The following is a 20558-nucleotide window of genomic DNA, read 5'->3' as shown; positions in this document are numbered from 1 at the left end:
CATATATTGTAAACGCTTTATTTAAAAAATCCAAATATTAAAACTTTAATTCTCGCCACACGAGATCTTTAAGAAGTAATTTCTTCACACTTCTGCTATGATAATACGTAAATGCTAAATTGGGTGTGACATCATGAATATTGGAATTATCGGCGGAGGCTCAGTCGGTCTTTTATGTGCCTGTTATTTGTCACTTCATCACGATGTAACTGTTGTGACAAGGCGGAAAGAACAGGCTGCGGCTATTCAGTCTGGAGGGATTCAGCTTTATAAAGGCGGAGAAGAATTCAACGCTGATTGCAGTGCGGATACGAGTATCAATTCGGATTTTGACCTTCTTGTCGTGACAGTAAAGCAGCATCAGCTTCAGTCTGTTTTTCCTTTGCTTGAACGGATCGGGAAAACGAATATACTATTTTTACAAAACGGCATGGGGCATATCCACGACCTAAAAGACTGGGGCGCTAAGCATTCTATTTATGTTGGAATCGTTGAGCACGGAGCTGTAAGAAAGTCAGATACAGCTGTTGATCATACTGGCATAGGTGCGATAAAATGGAGCGCGTTTCGCGATAGTGATCCAAATCAGCTGAACAACTTGCTTCACTATAATCACCCGGATTTTCCAATTCGTTATGAAACGGATTGGTACCGCCTGCTGGCGGGCAAACTGATTATAAATGCTTGTATCAATCCATTAACCGCGTTATTGCAGGTGAAAAATGGCGCTCTGTTGACAACGCCAGCATATCAAGCATTTATGAAGCTGGTTTTTCAGGAAGCGTGCCGCATTTTAAGGCTTGAAGACGAAGCGGAGGCTTGGGAGCGGGTTCAGTCCGTTTGCAGGCAAACGAAAGAAAATCGCTCTTCAATGCTAGTCGACGTCACTGAAGGCCGGCAGACGGAAGCTGATGCTATTATCGGGTATTTATTGAAGGAAGCAAGCCAGCATAACTTTGATGCCGTTCATTTGGAATTTTTATACGGCAGCATGAAAGCTTTGGAGCGAAATGCAAACAAAGTCTTTTGAGCTTTTTCTGTAACATGCTATACTCATTTCGGATCACTAACTATTTATTGGAGAAAGGAAGTTCTAGAAGATGCAGCTAACTGAACTTTCCATCAAAAATCAAAATGTGTTTGTACAGCACTATATAGATGGCAAAGAAGGAATGTCTTCTTTTTTTGATTACAGCATTCATCATAAGGACATGTGGCGCGAAAGGCTGAAAGACTTATCTTCCCGTTCTTTCGCAAGAGAGGAACTGGCGGCGTACTTATCCTCTTATCATCAAAAATTCGGGTCAAATGCGATGCAGTCTGCTATTGAAAAGCTGAAGGACCCGTCAAGTGCCGCTGTTGTCGGCGGGCAGCAGGCTGGTCTTTTAACAGGGCCGCTTTACACTATACATAAAATCATTTCAATCATTGTGTTAGCAAAGGAACAAGAAAAGCAGCTGCAAGTGCCTGTTATACCGATCTTCTGGGTGGCTGGAGAAGACCACGATTTAGATGAAATTAATTTTATTCATTCTTCTGAAGAAAACGGTCCTGTGAAAAAAAAGCTGCCCCAATCATATTGGAAGAAATCTTCGGCAGCGAGCACATCGCTTGATCAGGAAAAATGCGCCGCGTGGATAGATGATGTATTTGCTGCTTTTGAAGAAACTGACCACACGAATTCACTTCTCGACAATGTAAAACGATGTTTAAGGGAATCTGTTACATTCACTGATTTCTTTGAACTGCTCATTGCGGACCTATTCCAGAAGGAAGGACTAGTTTTACTCAATTCTGGAGATCCGGGGATCAAAAAGCTGGAAACGGCTATGTTCCAAAAGATTCTTCGGGAGAATGATGAACTAGCCCGCGCGCTTTCAGATCAGCAGGCCTTCATGCGTGAGGCTGGCTATAAGCCGATTATCGAGTCTGGAAAAGAGCAGGCGAATCTGTTTTACGAATATGAAGAAGAGCGCTTTTTAATTGAAAAAGATAACGGCCGTTTTGTCATCAATGAGCTTGATCTCGGATGGACGATGGATGAACTTTATACACATATGGAAGAGCATCCTGAGCGCTTCAGCAACAATGTTGTGACTAGGCCGTTAATGCAGGAATATCTCATTCCAACGTTAGCGTTTATTGCAGGTCCCGGAGAAATCAACTATTGGGGGGAGCTCAAACAGGCCTTTGCGGTAATGGGCTTTAAAATGCCTCCTGTTATGCCGAGATTGAACATTACGATAGTAGAACGGCATATTGAGAAAAAGCTGTTTGAACGGAATATTTCATTGCAAGACGCGATTGTACGCGGAACGGAGAATCAAAGAGAGACATACTTTGAGCGCCAGATTCCAGAAGAGTTTACCGCGGTGATGGATAAGGCAAAGAGCCAAATTGAAGCGATTCATAAAACGGTTCGGCAACAAGCGTTAAAGGTTGATCAAAGCATGGAACCCTTGCTTTTGAAAAATGCCGGCTTTATTCAGGATCAGCTTCAGTTTTTAGAGCGTACGGTGACGAAGCGGATTGAAGAAAAAGAAGGCTACGTCTTGAAGGATTATGAGAGAATTCAAAATAGCATTAGGCCCCTCCTTGCACCGCAAGAACGAATATGGAATATTATGTATTATTTGAACAGGTATGGTCCGGAATTCTTCACATCATTCAAAAATCTGCCATTTTCTTTTCAAAATCAACATCAAGTTGTCAAACTTTGAAATAAAGTTTTAAAGAACCCTGACTAGTTCAGGGTTTTTTTTTATGAATAAACAGTGTAAAATGAATCTGTGGAGAAAAGTGGTGTATAGTGGTGAGTTAAGGAGAGAAAGTGGGGCAAGAGATCATGTTTATGGGTGAATATCAGCATACTATTGATGCGAAGGGCCGCATGATCGTACCCGCTAAATTCAGGGAAGGACTCGGTGAGCAGTTTGTGCTGACCAGAGGACTTGACCAATGTCTCTTCGGCTATCCTATGCACGAATGGAAACAAATTGAAGAAAAACTAAAAGCACTTCCTCTCACTAAAAAAGATGCCCGTGCGTTTACCCGATTCTTCTTTTCTGGGGCGACAGAATGCGAACTGGACAAGCAAGGCAGGGTAAATATCGCCTCATCTCTATTGAATTACGCCAAACTGGAAAAAGAATGTGTTGTTATCGGGGTTTCTAATCGAATTGAATTGTGGAGTAAAGTAATTTGGGAACAATACACAGAAGAGCAAGAAGATTCATTTGCTGAAATTGCTGAAAACATGATTGGGTTTGATATATAATGATTCTTCGTGTATAACACTCTAAAAACAATTTCAATTCATCCTGATAAAAGGTGGGACCAACACAATATGTTTCAACACAAGACAGTACTTCTTCGTGAAACCGTAGACGGGCTTCAGATTAAACCAGACGGTACATATGTAGATTGCACACTCGGCGGAGCTGGGCACAGTACATACTTATTGCAGCAATTATCCGAGAAGGGGCGTTTAGTCGCTTTTGACCAAGATGATACGGCATTACAGCATGCAAAAGAAGTGTTGTCCGATTATAAAGGACAGCTCATTCTAATGAAAAGCAATTTCAGGTATTTAAAAGAATGTTTGAATGAACAGGGTATTACAGAAGTAGACGGTGTTTTATTTGATTTAGGGGTGTCCTCTCCGCAGCTGGATACACCGGAACGCGGCTTCAGTTACCATCATGACGCACCGTTGGACATGAGGATGGACCAGTCGGCCACGCTTTCAGCGAAAGAAGTCGTGAATGAATGGCGCTATGAAGATCTCGTCCGTATTTTCTTTAAATACGGCGAAGAGAAGTTCAGCAAACAGATCGCCAGAAAAATTGAAGAGGCAAGAATCAAATCTCCTATTCAAACTACGGGCCAACTGGTCGATCTAATAAAAGACGCGATTCCCGCTCCAGCGAGAAGGAGCGGAGGACATCCTGCTAAACGTGTGTTTCAGGCAATCAGGATTGCCGTAAATGACGAACTGAAAGTGTTTGAAGAGGCTTTGGAGCAGGCAATTGAGGTGCTGAAGCCAGGGGGAAGGGTTTCTGTTATCACCTTCCACTCGCTAGAAGACAGAATTTGCAAATCCACCTTTAAAGAAAAATCGTCACTTCCGGAACTTCCTCCGGGGCTTCCTGTCATACCTGAAGAGTTTGAGCCGGAGTTGAAGCTCGTTACACGAAAGCCGATTACGGCATCTCAAGAAGAACTTGAAGAAAACAACCGAGCTCGTTCTGCGAAGCTTCGGATTGCCGAAAAAAGAAAATAACAAAACCAAAACGCGAAAGCAAAACTAAAAGGAGGTCATCAGCCTATGAGCAATTTAGCTTACCAACCAGAAAAACAGCATCGGCATACGGTCAATCCTGAGAAAAAAATGATTGTCAAGAAAAGGGCTTCCATTACTCTCGGAGAAAAAGTGCTCCTTGTCCTTTTTGCTGCAGCAGTGCTCAGTGTATCGCTTTTGATTGTATCGAAGGCGTATGCGGCATATCACACCAATATGGAGGTACAAAAGCTAGAGGAGCAAATTTCATCCGAAAAAAAGCAAGTTGGTGACCTCGAAAAAAGCGTTGCTGACTTAAGTAAACCGCAGCGCATTATGGACATTGCGAAAAAGAACGGCTTGAATTTAAAAGATAAAAAAGTGAAAAACATACAGGAATGATTCAAATGCCAAAAAAGAATAAATTTATGAATAGAGGAGCGGCAATTCTAAGTATTTGTTTCGCTCTCTTTTTCTTTGTCATCCTCGGGAGAATGGCATATATTCAAATAACCGGAAAAGCGAGCGGTGAGGTGCTGGCGACAAAAGCGACAGAGCAGCATGAAAAGAAAAGAACGATCGATGCAAGCCGCGGCCCAATTTTAGATCGGAACGGCAAAGTGATTGCAGAGGATACAGCGACATATAAGCTGATTGCCGTTCTCGATAAAAAAATGTCACCTGATATAAAGCACCCTCAGCATGTTGTAAACAAAGAATCGACAGCGGAAGCCTTGTCTAAAGTAATAAAAATGGACAAGGCTGATATCCTTGATATCTTAAATAAGGATGTAAAACAAGTCGAGTTTGGCTCAGCGGGACGGGATATCACATATTCGCAAAAGCAAAAAATTGAAAAGCTAAAACTTCCGGGTATTTCATTTTTGCGGGATACAAAACGCTATTATCCAAACGGTATTTTCGCATCCAACTTGATCGGCTATGCCGAGGTTGATCAAAAAACAAATGAAATTTCCGGCGCGATGGGACTAGAGAAAGTGCTGGATAAGTATTTGAAAGAGCGGGACGGATATGTGACATATGAAAGTGACAAATCCGGCTGGGAGCTCCCAAACAGCAAAAATAAAATTACATCGCCAAAAAATGGTGACAAAGTATATTTAACCCTTGACCAGAAAATTCAAACCTTTTTGGAAGACAGTATGACGAAAGTGGCGAAAAAGTATAAACCGAAAAAAATCATGGCCGCAGTCGTCGATCCGAAAACAGGAAAAGTGCTTGCTATGGGACAGCGCCCAAGCTTTGATCCGAACAAACGCGATGTGACAAACTACTATAATGATTTGATTTCATATGCGTATGAACCCGGATCAACGATGAAGATTTTTACACTCGCTGCCGCGATGCAGGAAAACGCGTTTCCTGCGAATGAAAAATATAAATCAGGTACGTTTGAAGTTGGCGGGGAGCCTGTCAATGACCATAATGGTGGTGTAGGCTGGGGCCCGACAACCTATCATGATGGCGTTCTAAGATCGTCAAATGTTGCATTTGCGAAGCTGGCAAAAGAAAAACTAGGTTATGACCGCCTCAATCAATATTTACACAAGTTTCATTTTGATCAAAAAACAGGTATTGACTTGTCTGGAGAGGTATCCAGTAAAATCAACTTTAAATATGAGTTTGATAAAGCATCAACTGCATACGGACAAGCGTCTGCTGTTACACCGATTCAGCAGCTTCAAGCAGCAACGGCAATTGCGAATAACGGCAAAATGATGAAGCCTTATGTCATTGACCATATCGTTGATTCTGATAAAGATAAAACCGTCTATCAAAATAAGCCGGAATCAGTCGGGAATCCAATTACCGCAGAGACAGCCAAAAAGGTGCGAAATATATTGGGTGAAGTCGTGACCTCGAAAATCGGAACAGGAAAACCCTATAAAATTGAGGGATTTGATGTTGCCGGGAAAACAGGTACAGCGCAAATAGCAGGTAAAGGCGGATATTTACGCGGAGCAGATAACTATATCTTTTCGTTTATGGGCATGGCGCCAAAAGATGATCCTGAACTTTTAATTTATGTTGCTGTACAGCAGCCGCAGTTAAAAGAAGGACAAAGCAGCTCAGCTCCAGTATCAGAAATCTTCAATCCAACTATGAAAAACAGCCTGCACTACCTGAATATTGAACCGACCGAAAAATCCAGCTCCAAGCAAGAAGAAACAAAAGCGCAGACGATGCCTGATTTAACAGATCGAACGGCAGCTGGTGCGCAAAAGAAAGCAAAAGAAGAGAATCTTACACCGATTGTCATCGGCAGTGATGTCGCTGTAAAAGAACAGTATCCAAAAGTGGATGAGGAAGTTCTTACTAATCAGAAGGTCTTTCTGAAAACGGGCGGCAAAATCAAAATGCCTGATATGACCGGCTGGTCGAGAAGAGAGGTTCTTCAGTACGGCGAGCTGGCGGGCATTCATATTGAAGTCAGCGGGCAAGGCTACGCTGTCAGCCAAAGCATCAAGAAGGATAAAGAAATAAAAGACAAAAATGTCATCAAAGTTCAGTTTAAAAATCCTGATTAAAAAGAAAGCTTGCGTTATGCAGGCTTTCTTTTTTTTATACAGAGGAGCACCGTTCTACCTGTCCAATATCAGGCATAAAATGAAACAAGCCTAAATAAGGAGTGAACGGTCTCTTGCGCGTCTCGAATGTAACGGTTAGGAAACGTTTATTATTGGTTTTGCTTTTTGGTGTGATCGTATTTTTGATCATTGATACAAGGCTGGGATATGTTCAGTTTGTGATGGGAAATAAACTGACTTCACTGGCGAAAGATTCCTGGAGCAGAAACTTGCCGTTTGAGCCGGAGAGAGGCGAAATTCTCGATCGGAACGGTGTAAAGCTCGCAACAAACAAAAGCGCGCCGACCGTATTCGTCGTGCCGCGCCAAGTCCAGAATCCGATGAAAACAAGCAAGCAGCTTGCAGCGGTTTTAAACATGTCAGAAGAAAAAGTATATAAGCATGTGACAAAAAAAGCATCAATTGAAAAGATCACTCCTGAAGGAAGAAAGATTTCAAATGAAAAAGCGAAAGAAATCAAAGCGCTTGATTTAAAAGGTGTATATGTTGCGGAGGACAGTATCCGCCATTACCCGTTCGGCAGCTTTTTATCTCATGTGCTTGGGTTTGCCGGGATTGACAATCAAGGACTCCTTGGACTTGAAGCCTATTATGACGATGACTTAAAAGGGATAAAGGGCTCTGTGAAGTTTTATACAGATGCCAAGGGGAAGAAAATGCCTGATGAAGCGGACGATTACACACCGCCTAAGGACGGGCTTGATATGAAGCTGACAGTTGATTCGAAGGTTCAGACGATAATGGAAAGGGAGCTTGATAACGCTGAAGCCAAATACCATCCTGATGGCATGATTGCCGTAGCTATGAATCCGAAAAACGGAGAAATATTGGGAATGGCTAGCAGGCCTGATTTTGACCCAGCTGATTATCAATCAGTCGATCCGTCAGTCTACAATCGAAATCTGCCGGTATGGAGCACGTATGAGCCGGGGTCTACCTTTAAAATTATTACACTTGCGGCAGCACTTGAAGAGCAAAAGGTAAATTTGAAGCGTGATCAATTTTATGATAAAGGGCATGCAGAAGTGGACGGAGCGAGACTGCGGTGCTGGAAAAGAGGAGGACACGGACTCCAGTCGTATCTAGAAGTTGTCCAGAACTCCTGTAACCCGGGATTCGTGGAATTGGGCGAGCGCTTAGGAAAGGAGAAGCTTTTCAAATATATCAAAGACTTTGGTTTCGGCCAAAAAACGGGAATTGATCTGCAAGGCGAGGGCACGGGAATCCTATTCCCGCTTGATAGAGTGGGTCCGGTCGAGCAAGCGACTACCGCTTTCGGACAAGGGGTCTCTGTTACGCCGATTCAGCAGGTTACAGCCGTATCTGCCGCTGTAAACGGAGGGACGCTCTACACACCTTACATTGCAAAGGAATGGATCGACCCTGTAACGAAAAAAACGGTTAAAAAGCAATCACCAATCGCAAAGAAACAAGTTATTTCTGAGGAAACGTCCAAACAAATCCGCTATGCTTTAGAAAGCGTTGTTGCAGAAGGAACCGGCCGTAACGCCTTTGTTGAAGGCTATCGTGTCGGCGGGAAAACGGGAACAGCACAAAAGGTTAAAGATGGGAAATACCTCGAAAACAACCATATTGTATCATTTATCGGTTTCGCGCCGGCTGACGATCCGAGCCTTGTTGTCTATGTCGCAGTTGATAACCCAAAAGGCACCATTCAGTTTGGGGGAACGGTTGCCGCGCCAATTGTCGGGAATATGATGAGGGACAGCCTGCCGGAGATTGGTGTGAAGCCTCGGAAAAATCAAATCGAGAAAAAGTACAAATGGAACGACACAAAAACAATAGAAGTTCCGAATGTTGTAGGGATGTCTGTCTCAGATCTTGAGTCACTATTGGTGAATCTCAATGTAGATGCTTCCGGGAAAGGAAGCAAAATCGTTAAACAATCGCCAGCTGCCGGAACGAAAGTAAAAGAAGGCTCAAAGATACGCGTTTATTTGACTGAAGAAGATGAAAAGAAGGCAGCCGATTGATTCGGGTGCCTATTATTTTTATTGCGGAAAATGCCGATATCTTTCAAGATTAGCTGGATGTCTCCTTTTATTTACGCTAAAATATGAACTGTATGCTCAAAATCATTATCACATCGTCTGACGTGACTTCAATGATAAAAAGAACGAATTAGAAAGTTGAGAGGTTTGATACGATGAAACTTACAAAGCTGCTTACATACTTAACAACCGAACCTTCTGTAAACGATTCACAAGACCCTGAAATCACTTCAATTGAGATGGACTCCAGAGAAGTAAAGGAAGGGAGTCTTTTTGTATGTGTTAAAGGGTATACGGTGGATGGCCATGATTTTGCCCAAAAAGCAGTAGAAAGCGGCGCGGCGGCTATTGTGGCAGAAAAAGAACTCGATGTGGATGTGCCTGTCATTATTGTCCGCCAGTCTCTGCGCGCGCTCAGCGTTCTGTCTGATGCGTTTTACGGACAGCCGACAAAGAAGCTTCAGCTAATCGGGATCACAGGCACAAATGGCAAAACGTCAACAACCCATATGGTCGATGAGATTTTGAAAAAAGCCGGAAAACGAACTGGCTTGATCGGCACCATGTATATGAAAATCGGCGACGAAACACTTCCCGTGAAAAACACGACACCGGAAAGTGTCACACTGCAGAAAACGTTTAAGAAAATGAATGACAAGCAAGTTGATACTGCCATCATGGAAGTTTCTTCTCACGCGTTATCTTTAGGACGTGTTCATGGCTGTGATTATGATATTGCTGTGTTTACGAATTTAACGCAGGACCATCTGGACTATCATAAAACGATGGATGAGTACCGACAGGCAAAAAGCCTGCTCTTTTCTCAGCTTGGCGGGGCTTTTAACCATGAACGTCCAAAGCGTGCCGTACTGAATGCTGACGATGAGGCGAGCGCATATTTTGCAAAGGTAACAGCAGCTCATATCTCTACATACGGAATTAAAAACAACGCTGATGTGATGGCGAAGAATATCACGATCGCTGCACAGGGCACAAGCTTTGATCTTGTGACAAACAAAGGCACTAAGCACATTACGATGTCACTTGTCGGACAATTTAATGTGTATAACGTGCTGGCGGCAGTTGCAGCATGTATCGCAGCAGGCATCCCGTTTGAAACGATTACTGAAGCTGTTGAGGAACTGCATGGCGTAAGAGGCCGGTTTGAATTGGTCAATCAGCAACAAGAGTTTCCGGTCATTGTAGATTACGCGCACACACCGGACAGCCTTGAAAATGTATTGAAGACTTGCAGAGATATGACAGAAGGAAAGCTTTTTGTCGTTATTGGCTGCGGGGGAGACAGAGATAAGACGAAACGCCCGAAAATGGCTGAAATCGCTGTGAAGCTGGCTGACGAACCGATTTTCACTTCAGATAACCCGAGAAGCGAAGATCCTCGCGCGATTTTAAAAGATATGGAAGCTGGAGTAGAGGGCGCATACTATCACAGCATCGCAAACCGCGAGCAAGCCATCTTTTTTGCGATTGCCAATGCCAAAAAAGGCGACGTTGTCCTCATTGCAGGAAAAGGGCATGAAACCTATCAGCAGATCGGGAACGAAACGTTCGATTTTGACGATGCTGAAGTGGCGGCAAGAGCCATTGTCGACCTCAATAAAAATATGACGAATTCATAGGAAAGAGATGTTATTGAATAATGGAGTTTGAAAAGATATTTCATATGAGAAAAAATCATGAATATTATAACTACGTATGTCGTTTGAAAGAAACAGGAGGAGAAAAGGACAATGCTTGAGCAAGTCATTCTGTTTACAATTTTAATGGGGTTTTTAATTAGTGTTCTGATCTCTCCGATTCTTATTCCGTTTTTAAGAAGGTTAAAATTCGGCCAGAGTATTAGAGAAGAAGGACCGAAATCACATCAGAAAAAATCAGGGACGCCGACAATGGGCGGGGTCATGATCATACTTTCTATCATTGTGACAACAATTGTGATGACACAGAAGTTTTCAGAAATAAGCCCGGAAATGGTGCTGCTTTTGTTTGTTACGCTCGGATACGGTTTGCTGGGCTTTTTAGATGATTACATCAAGGTCGTCATGAAGCGCAACCTTGGATTGACGTCAAAGCAAAAACTGATTGGACAAATTATCATTGCGATTGTATTTTATGCCGTATACCATTACTACAATTTTGCGACGGATATTCGCGTGCCTGGAACCGACTTATCATTTGATCTTGGCTGGGCTTACTTTATTCTTGTGCTCTTTATGCTTGTCGGCGGATCAAATGCGGTTAATCTGACTGACGGCCTTGACGGCTTATTGTCTGGTACAGCTGCGATTGCTTTTGGCGCCTTTGCCATTCTGGCATGGAACCAGTCGCAATATGACGTTGCGATTTTCTCAGTTGCTGTTGTCGGTGCAGTGCTGGGCTTCCTCGTATTTAATGCTCATCCCGCTAAAGTCTTTATGGGAGATACGGGATCACTTGCATTGGGTGGAGCTATCGTTACCATTGCCATTTTAACGAAATTAGAGATCCTGCTGGTTATCATTGGCGGTGTATTCGTTATCGAGACATTATCCGTTATTCTGCAGGTTATCAGCTTTAAAACGACAGGCAAACGAATCTTTAAAATGAGTCCGCTTCATCACCATTATGAACTTGTCGGTTGGTCTGAATGGAGAGTAGTCGTGACGTTTTGGGCTGCGGGACTTTTGCTTGCCGTTTTAGGAATTTACATCGAGGTGTGGTTATAAGTGGAAAACGATCAATTTTTACAGAATCAGCATTTTTTAATCCTTGGACTCGCGAAAAGCGGGTATGCGGCGGCATCCATTCTTCATGAAAAAGGTGCATATGTTGCTGTCAACGACCAAAAGCCATTCGAAGAAAACGAACCAGCGCAAAAGCTTTCTGAAAAAGGAATCGAGGTTGTGTGCGGAGAGCATCCAGTTTCACTGTTTGATCAGCATCAAATCACGGTTCTGATCAAAAACCCGGGAATTCCTTATGAAAATATTATGGTTCAGGAAGCGGAAAAAAGAGGCATACCGGTTTGGACGGAAATTGAGCTCGCTTACTACCTGACAAACGCCAAGTTTATCGGGATTACCGGATCCAATGGAAAAACGACCACGACAACGCTGATTTATGAAATGCTCAAAGCTGACTCGCAAAAAGCACTGATTGCCGGAAACATCGGCACAGTCGCAAGTGAGGTTGCCTATCATGCTGATGGGGATGAATGGATCGTTACTGAATTGTCTTCGTTTCAGCTGATGGGAACACACGCTTTCAGACCGGAAATCAGCCTGATTTTAAACATATTTGACGCCCATTTGGATTATCATCATACGCGAGAAAATTATGAAAAAGCGAAACAGAAAGTGTACCTTCACCAGACTGCTTCAGATAAAGCCATTGTCAACCAGGATGATGACACCGTCGTGCGTCTGGCTGAAGCCGGCAAAGCCGGTATCATTCCATTTTCAGTCAGCAAAACGCTTGAAGAGGGCGCTTATGTAAAAGACGGTATGCTGATGTTCAACGGGGAAGCCATTCTTCCTCTGGAAGAGGTTGTGCTGCCAGGCGCTCATAACCTAGAGAACATTTTAGCCGCCATTGCAGCTGTGAAAACGGCAGGAGTGTCCAACGAAGCAGTCAAAAAGGTGCTGACAAGCTTTACTGGCGTGAAGCACCGTCTCCAATATGTCACAACAGTGAAGGACCGTAAGTTTTATAATGACAGTAAAGCGACAAACATTCTTGCGACAAGCAAGGCGCTTTCTGCTTTTGACAAACCGGTCATTTTGCTTGCAGGCGGGCTGGATCGCGGAAATGGTTTTGATGACTTAAAGCCGTATATGCAGCATGTCAAAGCAGTGCTTACTTTTGGCCAAACAGCGCCAAAACTCGAGAAGCTCGGCAACGAGATGGGAATACAACATGTCAAACGTGTCGATAATGTTGAACAAGCAGTATCTGCGGCGTTTGCGCTCTCAAATGAAGGAGATGTCATCCTGTTATCACCTGCGTGTGCGAGCTGGGATCAATTCAAAACATTTGAAGAACGCGGTGACATGTTTATAGATGCCGTGCATATGCTTAAGTAAGGGCTTGTCTTGAAGTGAATCGGCAGCCCTAATGACTTTAAGCTTGGGGTGTCGATTGCTTTGACTACTAAAAAAACATCGCCTGATTTGTTATTGGTCATCATTACGTTATTATTATTAACAATCGGATTAATTATGGTGTACAGTGCGAGTGCGGTTTGGGCGGATTATAAATTTGAAGACTCATTCTTTTTCGCAAAACGGCAGCTGCTGTTTGCGGGAATCGGCGTCATTGCCATGTTTTTTATCATGAATGTTGAGTATTGGACATGGCGGACATGGTCAAAATTGCTGATGATTATCTGTTTTTTTCTTTTGATTCTTGTCTTGATACCGGGCGTCGGAATGGTGCGGAACGGTTCAAGAAGCTGGATCGGAGTTGGAGCGTTCAGCATACAGCCTTCAGAGTTTATGAAGCTTGCGATGATTGCATTCCTAGCTAAATTTCTCTCTGAAAAACAAAAAAACATTACATCATTCAGACGGGGATTTATCCCGGCGCTTGGTATCGTGTTTTCAGCGTTTTTGATTATCATGTGCCAGCCTGACCTCGGAACGGGGACGGTAATGGTCGGAACTTGTATTGTCATGATTTTTGTAGCCGGCGCCCGAATCGCCCATTTCGCCTTTCTAGGATTGATCGGCCTTAGCGGGTTTGTCGGGCTCGTCCTATCGGCACCATATCGGATTAAGCGGATTACCTCATACTTGAACCCATGGGAAGACCCGCTCGGAAGCGGCTTTCAAATCATTCAATCGCTTTATGCGGTGGGTCCCGGCGGGTTGTTCGGAATGGGGCTTGGACAAAGCAGACAGAAGTTCTTTTATCTGCCTGAGCCGCAAACAGATTTTATTTTTGCCATCTTGTCAGAGGAACTCGGCTTTATCGGTGGAACACTTATTTTGCTCCTTTTTAGCGTTCTGTTGTGGAGAGGGATCAGAATTGCGCTCGGTGCGCCTGATCTGTACGGAAGCTTTGTCGCGGTCGGCATTATTTCAATGATTGCCATCCAAGTCATGATTAATATTGGCGTAGTGACGGGCCTTATCCCGGTAACAGGTATCACGCTCCCGTTCTTGAGCTATGGAGGCTCTTCATTGACCTTGATGCTGATGGCGGTCGGGGTCCTTCTGAATGTGAGCCGCTACTCGCGGTATTAATGAATGTATTGCCAGGCGTCCTATCAACAGATGCCGGCAAACCACGAATGCGATAACCCTGTCCAACAAAACAGGGTTATCGTTATGTTATAGAGAAACTTAGACTGGGGGAAGAGAGATATGCGAATTGCAATAAGCGGAGGCGGTACAGGGGGACATATATACCCTGCGCTTGCTTTTATTAAAGAAGTGCAGCGCCGCCATCCTGATGTGGAATTTTTATATATCGGAACAGAAAACGGACTGGAGAAAAAAATTGTTGAGCGGGAGGATATCCCGTTTCGCTCAATTGAAATTACAGGATTTAAAAGAAAACTGTCATTTGAAAATGTCAAAACTGTGATGCGTTTTCTCAAGGGTGTAAAAAAGAGTAAATCATATTTAGCGGAATTTAAGCCTGATGCCGTGATTGGAACGGGCGGTTATGTATGCGGGCCTGTTGTCTATGCCGCTGCGAAAATGGGAATTCCCACTATCGTCCACGAACAAAACAGCCTGCCGGGCATCACGAATAAGTTTCTTTCAAAATATGTTAATAAGGTAGCGATTTGTTTTGACGAAGCAAAATCGCATTTTCCTAGTGAGAAAGTTGTATTTACGGGAAACCCGAGAGCTTCTGAAGTCGTCTCAATAAAGACGGGTCGATCTATGACTGAATTTGGGCTTTCTGAAGAGAAAAAAACCGTCTTAATCTTTGGCGGAAGCCGAGGTGCTGCACCGATTAACCGTGCTGTCATTGACATGCAGGATGCGCTGAAAACAAGAGACTACCAAGTGCTGTATATTACCGGTGAAGTTCACTATGAAAAAGTGATGGATGAGCTGAAAAGCAAAGGTGCTGCTGATAATATGGTCACAAAGCCGTTTCTTCATCAAATGCCGGAATATCTTAAAGCCGTTGATGTTATTGTGGCCAGAGCCGGTGCGACGACGATTGCCGAAATTACAGCCCTCGGAATCCCAAGTGTTCTGATCCCAAGCCCATATGTAACAGCGAATCATCAGGAGGTCAATGCGCAATCTCTCGGCCAGCATGACGCGGCTATTGTTCTGAAAGAAGCAGAGCTTAGCGGAGAAAAACTGATTGGTGCGCTTGACAGGATTGTACTGAATGAGCAAACGTTAAAGGAAATGAGCGAACAAACAAAGTCACTCGGTGTTCCTGATGCGGCTGCCCGTTTATACAGCGTGCTTGAAGAATTGAAAAAATAATAGAAAAGCAAATGGAATGCGGAGGTTTACGATGGAGAATGTGATACAGGAATTAAAAGAACGCGAAGTCGGCAAGGTTCTTGCAAATGAACCGCTCGCGAATCATACAACGATGAAAATCGGCGGACCTGCTGATGTATTGGTCATTCCAAGCAGTGTAGATGCTGTCAAAGATATCATGGACGTTATCAAAAAATATGATGTGAAATGGACAGTCATCGGCCGGGGATCAAACCTTCTTGTTTTAGATGAGGGAATCAGAGGCGTAGTGATTAAGCTTGGCGAAGGTCTTGACCATATGGAGCTTGAAGGGGAACAAGTGACGGTTGGAGGCGGTTATTCGGTTGTCCGTTTGGCTACATCATTGAGCAAAAAAGGTCTGTCCGGTTTAGAATTTGCAGCCGGTATTCCAGGATCAGTCGGCGGAGCGGTTTATATGAATGCCGGCGCTCACGGCTCGGATATGAGCCAAATCCTCGTCAAAGCACACATTTTATTTGAAGACGGAACGATTGAGTGGCTGACAAATGAGCAGATGGATTTCAGCTACCGAACTTCTGTCCTGCAAAAGACACGCCCGGGTGTTTGCCTTGAAGCTGTTTTAAAGCTGGAGCAAAAGGACAAAGAATCAATTGTTCAGCAAATGCAAAGCAATAAAGATTACAGAAAAACGACACAGCCGTATTCAAGCCCTTGTGCGGGAAGCATATTCAGAAATCCGCTTCCGAATCATGCCGGAAACCTTGTTGAAAAAGCAGGCTTGAAAGGATATCAAATTGGCGGTGCAAAGATATCTGAGATGCACGGAAACTTTATCGTCAATGCGGGCGGAGCATCTGCAAAAGATGTGCTTGATCTCATTGACCATGTGAAAAAGACAATCCGTGAAAAATACGAGATTGATATGCACACAGAGGTTGAAATCATCGGTGAAAATCGCTGATTCAAGTTCTGACTGAAGCTGTTCATATGATATACTGTAAGCAAACGACAAACGGCATCTATAGTATGCCGTTTGTTTTGGAGTAGACAGACTATTAACAGCTGTTTCATTTGAATGAGGTGAACAGGCAATGAACCCGGGTCATGACCGAGAAAAAATCGTCAACATTGAAGAACGGATTCCTAAAATTAAAGAGCAGCGGAAACAGAAGGCAAACCGCCGTCTCATTTCATTTATTGTGCTCTTTTTTGTGATGGTGCTGATCATCGTATATTTGCAGATGCCAATCAGTAAAGTATCAACTATCACTGTGACAGGGAATGAGAATGTATCCAAAAAGGAAATTATCGACCTTTCGGATATTCGCAGCGGAGAATCTGAGTTTTGGAGTTTGGACAAGAAAAAAACCGGAAAGAAGATTCAGCAAAATAAATTAGTGAAAAAAGCGGAGATCAGCAAAGCGCTTCCAAATAAAATCAACATTTCGATCGAAGAATATAAAGCGATTGCTTATTTAGAAAAAAACGAAGTGTACTATGAAGTGCTTGAAAACGGTACAGTTTTACCAAACGAAGTAACGCCTGATGACGCCGGGCCGATTTTAGTAAATTGGACAAATGCGAAAAAACGGTCCCAAATGGCCAAGCAGCTCGATGCTTTGTCGAATTCTTTAAAACAGTCGATATCAGAAATTTATTATACGCCTGTAAAAATGGATGAAAACCGTATCAAATTGTATATGAACGACGGTTATGTTGTTACTGCGTCTATTAAAACCTTTGCAGACCGAATGAAAACGTATCCTTCTATCATTTCACAGCTTAGCAGCAATAAAAAAGGAATTATTCACTTAGAAGTCGCCACCTATTTTGAAGAGTTTGGAAAAAATAATAAAGCTGCTAAAAAGGAAGATGAAAATTGAAGGGGAAATCTGCAATTCTCCTTTCTTTCATTATGCTTATCGCAGGTTTTTTGATTTCATTTTCTTTTCAAGTGACAAAACAAAACAGCAAGAGCACTGCTGAAACGGAAGAGTGGAAAAAAGAATATGCGCTGAGAGACGAACTTCTGAAACAGGAGAAAGAAAATAAAAACCTTGAAGGAGAATTATCTCAAAAGCAAAACAAAGTCCGGCAGGCAGAAAATAAGCTGAAGAAAGAAAAGACGGAATACTATAACGTTCTTGAAGATACAGAAAAATACAGAATGTATATTGGGGAAGTCGGTGTACAGGGAGAGGGCATTGAGGTGACCTTAGAAGATGCGTCGTACATACCGGAAGGGGAGAATGTGAACAGCTACATCGTTCACGAAAGCCATATTTTCCAAGTGGTAAACGAACTGTATATTTCGGGTGCGGCGGCTGTCGCCGTTAACGGCCAGCGGTTGACACATGATTCCTATATCAAGTGCAACGGTCCTGTTGTAACAGTAGACGGCGTCCAGCATCCTGCCCCGTTTACGATATCAGCGATTGGAGATCCGGATGTCCTGCTGCCTTCGTTAAATTTAGCAGGAGGCCTGATCGATCAGCTGTTAATGGATCACATTGCTGTTACCGCAGAAAAAGAGAAAAACGTACAAATGAAACCGATTCTGAAAACGAAGGAATGAGTGAAAAAGCGGGTGAAACAGATTGAAAATAAAACGTTCCTTCATAAGCATCAGTGTGCTTATGGTCATCTTTGGCCTCATGATATCAGTTCAGTTTAACTCATTAAAGCATCCGCAAGTCCGAGATACAAGAGATATGTGGGAGATTAGAGAAGAACTGACAGCTGAGCAGAAAAAGCAGGGAAAACTGCTGGCTGAAATAAACAAATATGACAAACTGCTGAATAGCTACTCGCAATCGAAAGAAATGACAAAAGAAACCGCGCTCAATAATACCTTGCAAACCTTAAAAAAAACAGCTGGCATGACCGATATAACGGGTAGCGGAATTGTCATCACCATTTCCCCGCTTTTTTCTGAAAGCTTGACAGGAAAGCCGATCGAAAATCCGCCACCGGATTTGCTCAAGAAGCTGATCAATGAACTCAACTCCTTCGGTGCAGAACATATTTCGATTAATGAGCGAAGAGTTGTGAATCATACAGTCATAAGAGATATAAACGGCACAACGAAAATAGACGGATACGGCCTTGACGATGGTCCTTTAACAGTAAAAGTTCTTGCCGAAGATCCGGACATGCTGTACAGCAGAGTGAAGGGATCGGGTCTTGAGGACCTTTTTGCATCTGAGAATTTAGCACTAAAAGCCGGGAAATCTGAAAGCAAACTAACATTAAAAGCATACGACAGACCATTGGACATCCAACATCTGAAACTGCTTAAGGACTGAAAAGGGAGGAGAATTGTCATGTGGCTGCCCGTGCTGGGACTGGTGCTCGGAATAGCGATTGGACTGATGACAAACTTAACGATACCGAGTGAATACTCAAACTATTTATCGCTTGCCGTGCTAGCTGCACTTGATACATTAATTGGCGGAATCAGGGCGCACTTACAAGGTACATATGATGAAATGGTATTTGTTTCCGGTTTCTTTTTTAATATTATATTGGCAATAAGTTTAGCTTTTCTGGGAGTCCATCTTGGTGTAGACTTGTATTTAGCGGGTATTTTCGCATTTGGGGTCAGATTATTTCAGAATATTGCCGTTATCAGAAGAAATCTACTTACAAAATGGACTGTATCTAAAAAAAATAAAAAAAATGTGATATAAAAGAGGATATACATAGGATATAACGAATATTTTCAATAAACATAAAATGTGAAGAGCACATAAATGATATTTCGTTGTTATTTTTTGTTACACACTTGTAAAGCCACATTCATTGTATTGTTGTTCCGCAAATAATAGAATAGAAATGATTGAAATGTGAGGAGGTGCCATAGAATGAACAACAATGAACTTTACGTCAGTCTTGACATCGGTACGTCCAATACAAAAGTGATCGTCGGAGAAATGACAGATGATTCCCTTAATATTATCGGTGTGGGAAATGTTCCGTCTGAAGGTTTGAAAAAAGGCTCAATCGTTGATATAGATGAGACCGTTCATTCTATAAGAAAAGCGTTTGACCAAGCTGAAAGAATGGTAGGTTTTCCGCTTCGAAAAGCGATTGTCGGGGTTAATGGAAATTATATCAATATTCAAGATACAAATGGTGTTGTTGCAGTTTCCAGTGAAAATAAAGAAATTCAGGTTGAAGATGTGCGCCGTGTCATGGAGGCAGCACAGGTTGTTTCAATACCGCACGAACAGCTGATTGTGGACGTCATTCCGAAACAGTTTATCGTTGATGGAAGAGATGAAATCACCGATCCTAAAAAAATGCTGGGTGTGCGACTAGAAGTAGAAGGCACCTTAATCACCGGTTCAAAAACAATTTTACATAACTTACTCCGCTGTGTTGAAAGAGCCGGTATTGAAATAACTGATATTAGTCTTCAGCCGTTGGCAGCCGGTTCTGCTGCATTATCAAAGGACGAGAAAAACCTTGGTGTGGCCCTCATTGATATTGGGGGAGGGTCAACAACCATTGCCGTATTCCAGAACGGTCATCTCACTTCTACCCGTGTCATTCCTCTCGGAGGCGAAAATATCACCAAAGATATCTCCATCGGATTGAGAACGTCAACAGAAGAAGCAGAACGTGTGAAAAAGCAATTTGGACATGCCTACTATGACGAAGCCTCGGAAGATGAAGTATTTGAGGTAACCGTTATTGGCACTAATCAAAAACAAACATTTACACAGCAGGAAGCAGCGAATATCATTGAAGCAAGACTAGAAGAAATCCTTGAAATTGTTTCAGAAGAGATTAGCAGTATGGGAATTACCGATCTGCCGGGAGGCTTTGTGCTGACAGGGGGACAAGCAGCAATGCCGGGTGTCATGTCGCTGGCACAGGATGTTCTGCAAAACAATGTCAGAGTGGCCAGCCCGAATTACATCGGTGTAAGAGATCCTCAATATATGACGGGAGTGGGCTTGATCCAATTTGCCTGCCGAAATGCAAGAATCCAAGGCAGAAAAATAGGCTTTAAGATGCCTGAAGAAGCGATACAGGAAATTGCAGTCTCATCGTCAGAGGAACTAGAGCAGCATCATCACCAAAATGAGGCGCAGAAGCGGCCAAAAGGAAAACAAAAAACACAAGCCGAACATAATAAACAGAGCAAAGTGAAAAAACTATTAAGCATGTTTTGGGAATAGATAGTTAGTCATTCGGCAGATTAGGAGGATTTAGC

Annotated in this window: 18 protein-coding genes; all 18 read left to right on the top strand. The window is 43.0% G+C overall.

The genetic code is table 11. The features are described 5' to 3' along the window. The first annotated feature begins 133 nt into the window (after positions 1–133). The 18 genes from AAGG74_RS06140 (at position 134) to ftsA (ending at position 20523) form a co-directional block, all read left to right on the top strand. Positions 134–1030: a 2-dehydropantoate 2-reductase gene (locus tag AAGG74_RS06140; RefSeq protein ID WP_429674808.1), complete on the top strand. Its 897-nt coding sequence runs from the start codon at positions 134–136 to the stop codon at positions 1028–1030. Between the two features lie 70 nt (positions 1031–1100). Further along, complete coding sequence (gene bshC, locus AAGG74_RS06135; RefSeq protein WP_429674807.1) at positions 1101–2720, top strand: bacillithiol biosynthesis cysteine-adding enzyme BshC; 1620 nt, start codon at positions 1101–1103, stop codon at positions 2718–2720. 125 nt (positions 2721–2845) lie between these two features. Then, entirely contained in the window at positions 2846–3277 is a 432-nt protein-coding gene (mraZ, locus tag AAGG74_RS06130) for a division/cell wall cluster transcriptional repressor MraZ (protein WP_003221402.1), read from the top strand. A 69-nt stretch (positions 3278–3346) separates the two neighbouring features. Then, positions 3347–4282, top strand: a complete 936-nt coding sequence (rsmH, locus tag AAGG74_RS06125) for a 16S rRNA (cytosine(1402)-N(4))-methyltransferase RsmH (RefSeq protein WP_162101496.1) — start codon at positions 3347–3349, stop codon at positions 4280–4282. Positions 4283–4327: 45 nt separating this feature from the next. Then, on the top strand, positions 4328–4681 hold the full coding sequence (gene ftsL / locus AAGG74_RS06120) for a cell division protein FtsL (RefSeq protein WP_162101497.1): 354 nt from the start codon (positions 4328–4330) through the stop codon (positions 4679–4681). A gap of 5 nt (positions 4682–4686) precedes the next feature. Beyond that, the gene (gene pbpB, locus AAGG74_RS06115; RefSeq protein WP_488167949.1) at positions 4687–6828 is read left to right on the top strand and encodes a penicillin-binding protein 2B; all 2142 of its coding nucleotides are present in this window, start codon (positions 4687–4689) and stop codon (positions 6826–6828) included. Between the two features lie 113 nt (positions 6829–6941). Beyond that, on the top strand, positions 6942–8882 hold the full coding sequence (locus AAGG74_RS06110) for a stage V sporulation protein D (protein ID WP_429674805.1): 1941 nt from the start codon (positions 6942–6944) through the stop codon (positions 8880–8882). Positions 8883–9055: 173 nt separating this feature from the next. Then, on the top strand, positions 9056–10540 hold the full coding sequence (locus AAGG74_RS06105; RefSeq protein WP_429674803.1) for a UDP-N-acetylmuramoyl-L-alanyl-D-glutamate--2,6-diaminopimelate ligase: 1485 nt from the start codon (positions 9056–9058) through the stop codon (positions 10538–10540). A gap of 111 nt (positions 10541–10651) precedes the next feature. Continuing rightward, positions 10652–11626 (top strand): phospho-N-acetylmuramoyl-pentapeptide-transferase, encoded by a 975-nt coding sequence (mraY, locus tag AAGG74_RS06100; protein WP_429674802.1) that lies wholly within the window; start codon positions 10652–10654, stop codon positions 11624–11626. Beyond that, positions 11627–12982, top strand: coding sequence for a UDP-N-acetylmuramoyl-L-alanine--D-glutamate ligase (murD, locus tag AAGG74_RS06095; RefSeq protein WP_429674801.1), 1356 nt, complete (start codon positions 11627–11629; stop codon positions 12980–12982). A gap of 60 nt (positions 12983–13042) precedes the next feature. Continuing rightward, complete coding sequence (gene spoVE, locus AAGG74_RS06090; RefSeq protein WP_162101502.1) at positions 13043–14143, top strand: stage V sporulation protein E; 1101 nt, start codon at positions 13043–13045, stop codon at positions 14141–14143. A gap of 120 nt (positions 14144–14263) precedes the next feature. Continuing rightward, entirely contained in the window at positions 14264–15355 is a 1092-nt protein-coding gene (gene murG, locus AAGG74_RS06085; protein ID WP_429674800.1) for an undecaprenyldiphospho-muramoylpentapeptide beta-N-acetylglucosaminyltransferase, read from the top strand. A 31-nt stretch (positions 15356–15386) separates the two neighbouring features. Next, positions 15387–16298, top strand: a complete 912-nt coding sequence (gene murB / locus AAGG74_RS06080; protein ID WP_429674799.1) for a UDP-N-acetylmuramate dehydrogenase — start codon at positions 15387–15389, stop codon at positions 16296–16298. A gap of 130 nt (positions 16299–16428) precedes the next feature. Continuing rightward, positions 16429–17220, top strand: coding sequence for a cell division protein FtsQ/DivIB (locus AAGG74_RS06075; protein ID WP_162101505.1), 792 nt, complete (start codon positions 16429–16431; stop codon positions 17218–17220). Further along, positions 17217–17912: a DUF881 domain-containing protein gene (locus AAGG74_RS06070; RefSeq protein ID WP_162101506.1), complete on the top strand. Its 696-nt coding sequence runs from the start codon at positions 17217–17219 to the stop codon at positions 17910–17912. The genes AAGG74_RS06075 and AAGG74_RS06070 overlap by 4 nt, the downstream gene beginning before the upstream one ends. Before the next feature lie 22 nt (positions 17913–17934). Then, complete coding sequence (locus AAGG74_RS06065) at positions 17935–18642, top strand: DUF881 domain-containing protein (protein ID WP_429674798.1); 708 nt, start codon at positions 17935–17937, stop codon at positions 18640–18642. An 18-nt stretch (positions 18643–18660) separates the two neighbouring features. Next, entirely contained in the window at positions 18661–19026 is a 366-nt protein-coding gene (locus AAGG74_RS06060; protein ID WP_162101508.1) for a small basic family protein, read from the top strand. 174 nt (positions 19027–19200) lie between these two features. Next, entirely contained in the window at positions 19201–20523 is a 1323-nt protein-coding gene (gene ftsA, locus AAGG74_RS06055; protein WP_429674797.1) for a cell division protein FtsA, read from the top strand. The last annotated feature ends 35 nt before the right edge of the window (positions 20524–20558 follow it).

It is taken from the genome of Bacillus mexicanus (genome assembly GCF_050445615.1).
Classification (GTDB): Bacteria; Bacillota; Bacilli; order Bacillales; family Bacillaceae; genus Bacillus; species Bacillus mexicanus.
Note: the sequence above shows the minus strand (reverse complement) of the source record. Positions and strands in the feature narration are given on the sequence as shown.

Bases quoted from the DNA above. Each gene is read 5' to 3' on its own strand.
- AAGG74_RS06140 (WP_429674808.1), top strand. From the start codon at position 134: ATGAATATTGGAATTATCGGCGGAGGCTCAGTCGGTCTTTTATGTGCC.
- bshC (WP_429674807.1), top strand. From the start codon at position 1,101: ATGCAGCTAACTGAACTTTCCATCAAAAATCAAAATGTGTTTGTACAG.
- mraZ (WP_003221402.1), top strand. From the start codon at position 2,846: ATGTTTATGGGTGAATATCAGCATACTATTGATGCGAAGGGCCGCATG.
- rsmH (WP_162101496.1), top strand. From the start codon at position 3,347: ATGTTTCAACACAAGACAGTACTTCTTCGTGAAACCGTAGACGGGCTT.
- ftsL (WP_162101497.1), top strand. From the start codon at position 4,328: ATGAGCAATTTAGCTTACCAACCAGAAAAACAGCATCGGCATACGGTC.
- pbpB (WP_488167949.1), top strand. From the start codon at position 4,687: ATGCCAAAAAAGAATAAATTTATGAATAGAGGAGCGGCAATTCTAAGT.
- AAGG74_RS06105 (WP_429674803.1), top strand. From the start codon at position 9,056: ATGAAACTTACAAAGCTGCTTACATACTTAACAACCGAACCTTCTGTA.
- mraY (WP_429674802.1), top strand. From the start codon at position 10,652: ATGCTTGAGCAAGTCATTCTGTTTACAATTTTAATGGGGTTTTTAATT.
- murG (WP_429674800.1), top strand. From the start codon at position 14,264: ATGCGAATTGCAATAAGCGGAGGCGGTACAGGGGGACATATATACCCT.
- murB (WP_429674799.1), top strand. From the start codon at position 15,387: ATGGAGAATGTGATACAGGAATTAAAAGAACGCGAAGTCGGCAAGGTT.
- AAGG74_RS06075 (WP_162101505.1), top strand. From the start codon at position 16,429: ATGAACCCGGGTCATGACCGAGAAAAAATCGTCAACATTGAAGAACGG.
- AAGG74_RS06060 (WP_162101508.1), top strand. From the start codon at position 18,661: ATGTGGCTGCCCGTGCTGGGACTGGTGCTCGGAATAGCGATTGGACTG.
- ftsA (WP_429674797.1), top strand. From the start codon at position 19,201: ATGAACAACAATGAACTTTACGTCAGTCTTGACATCGGTACGTCCAAT.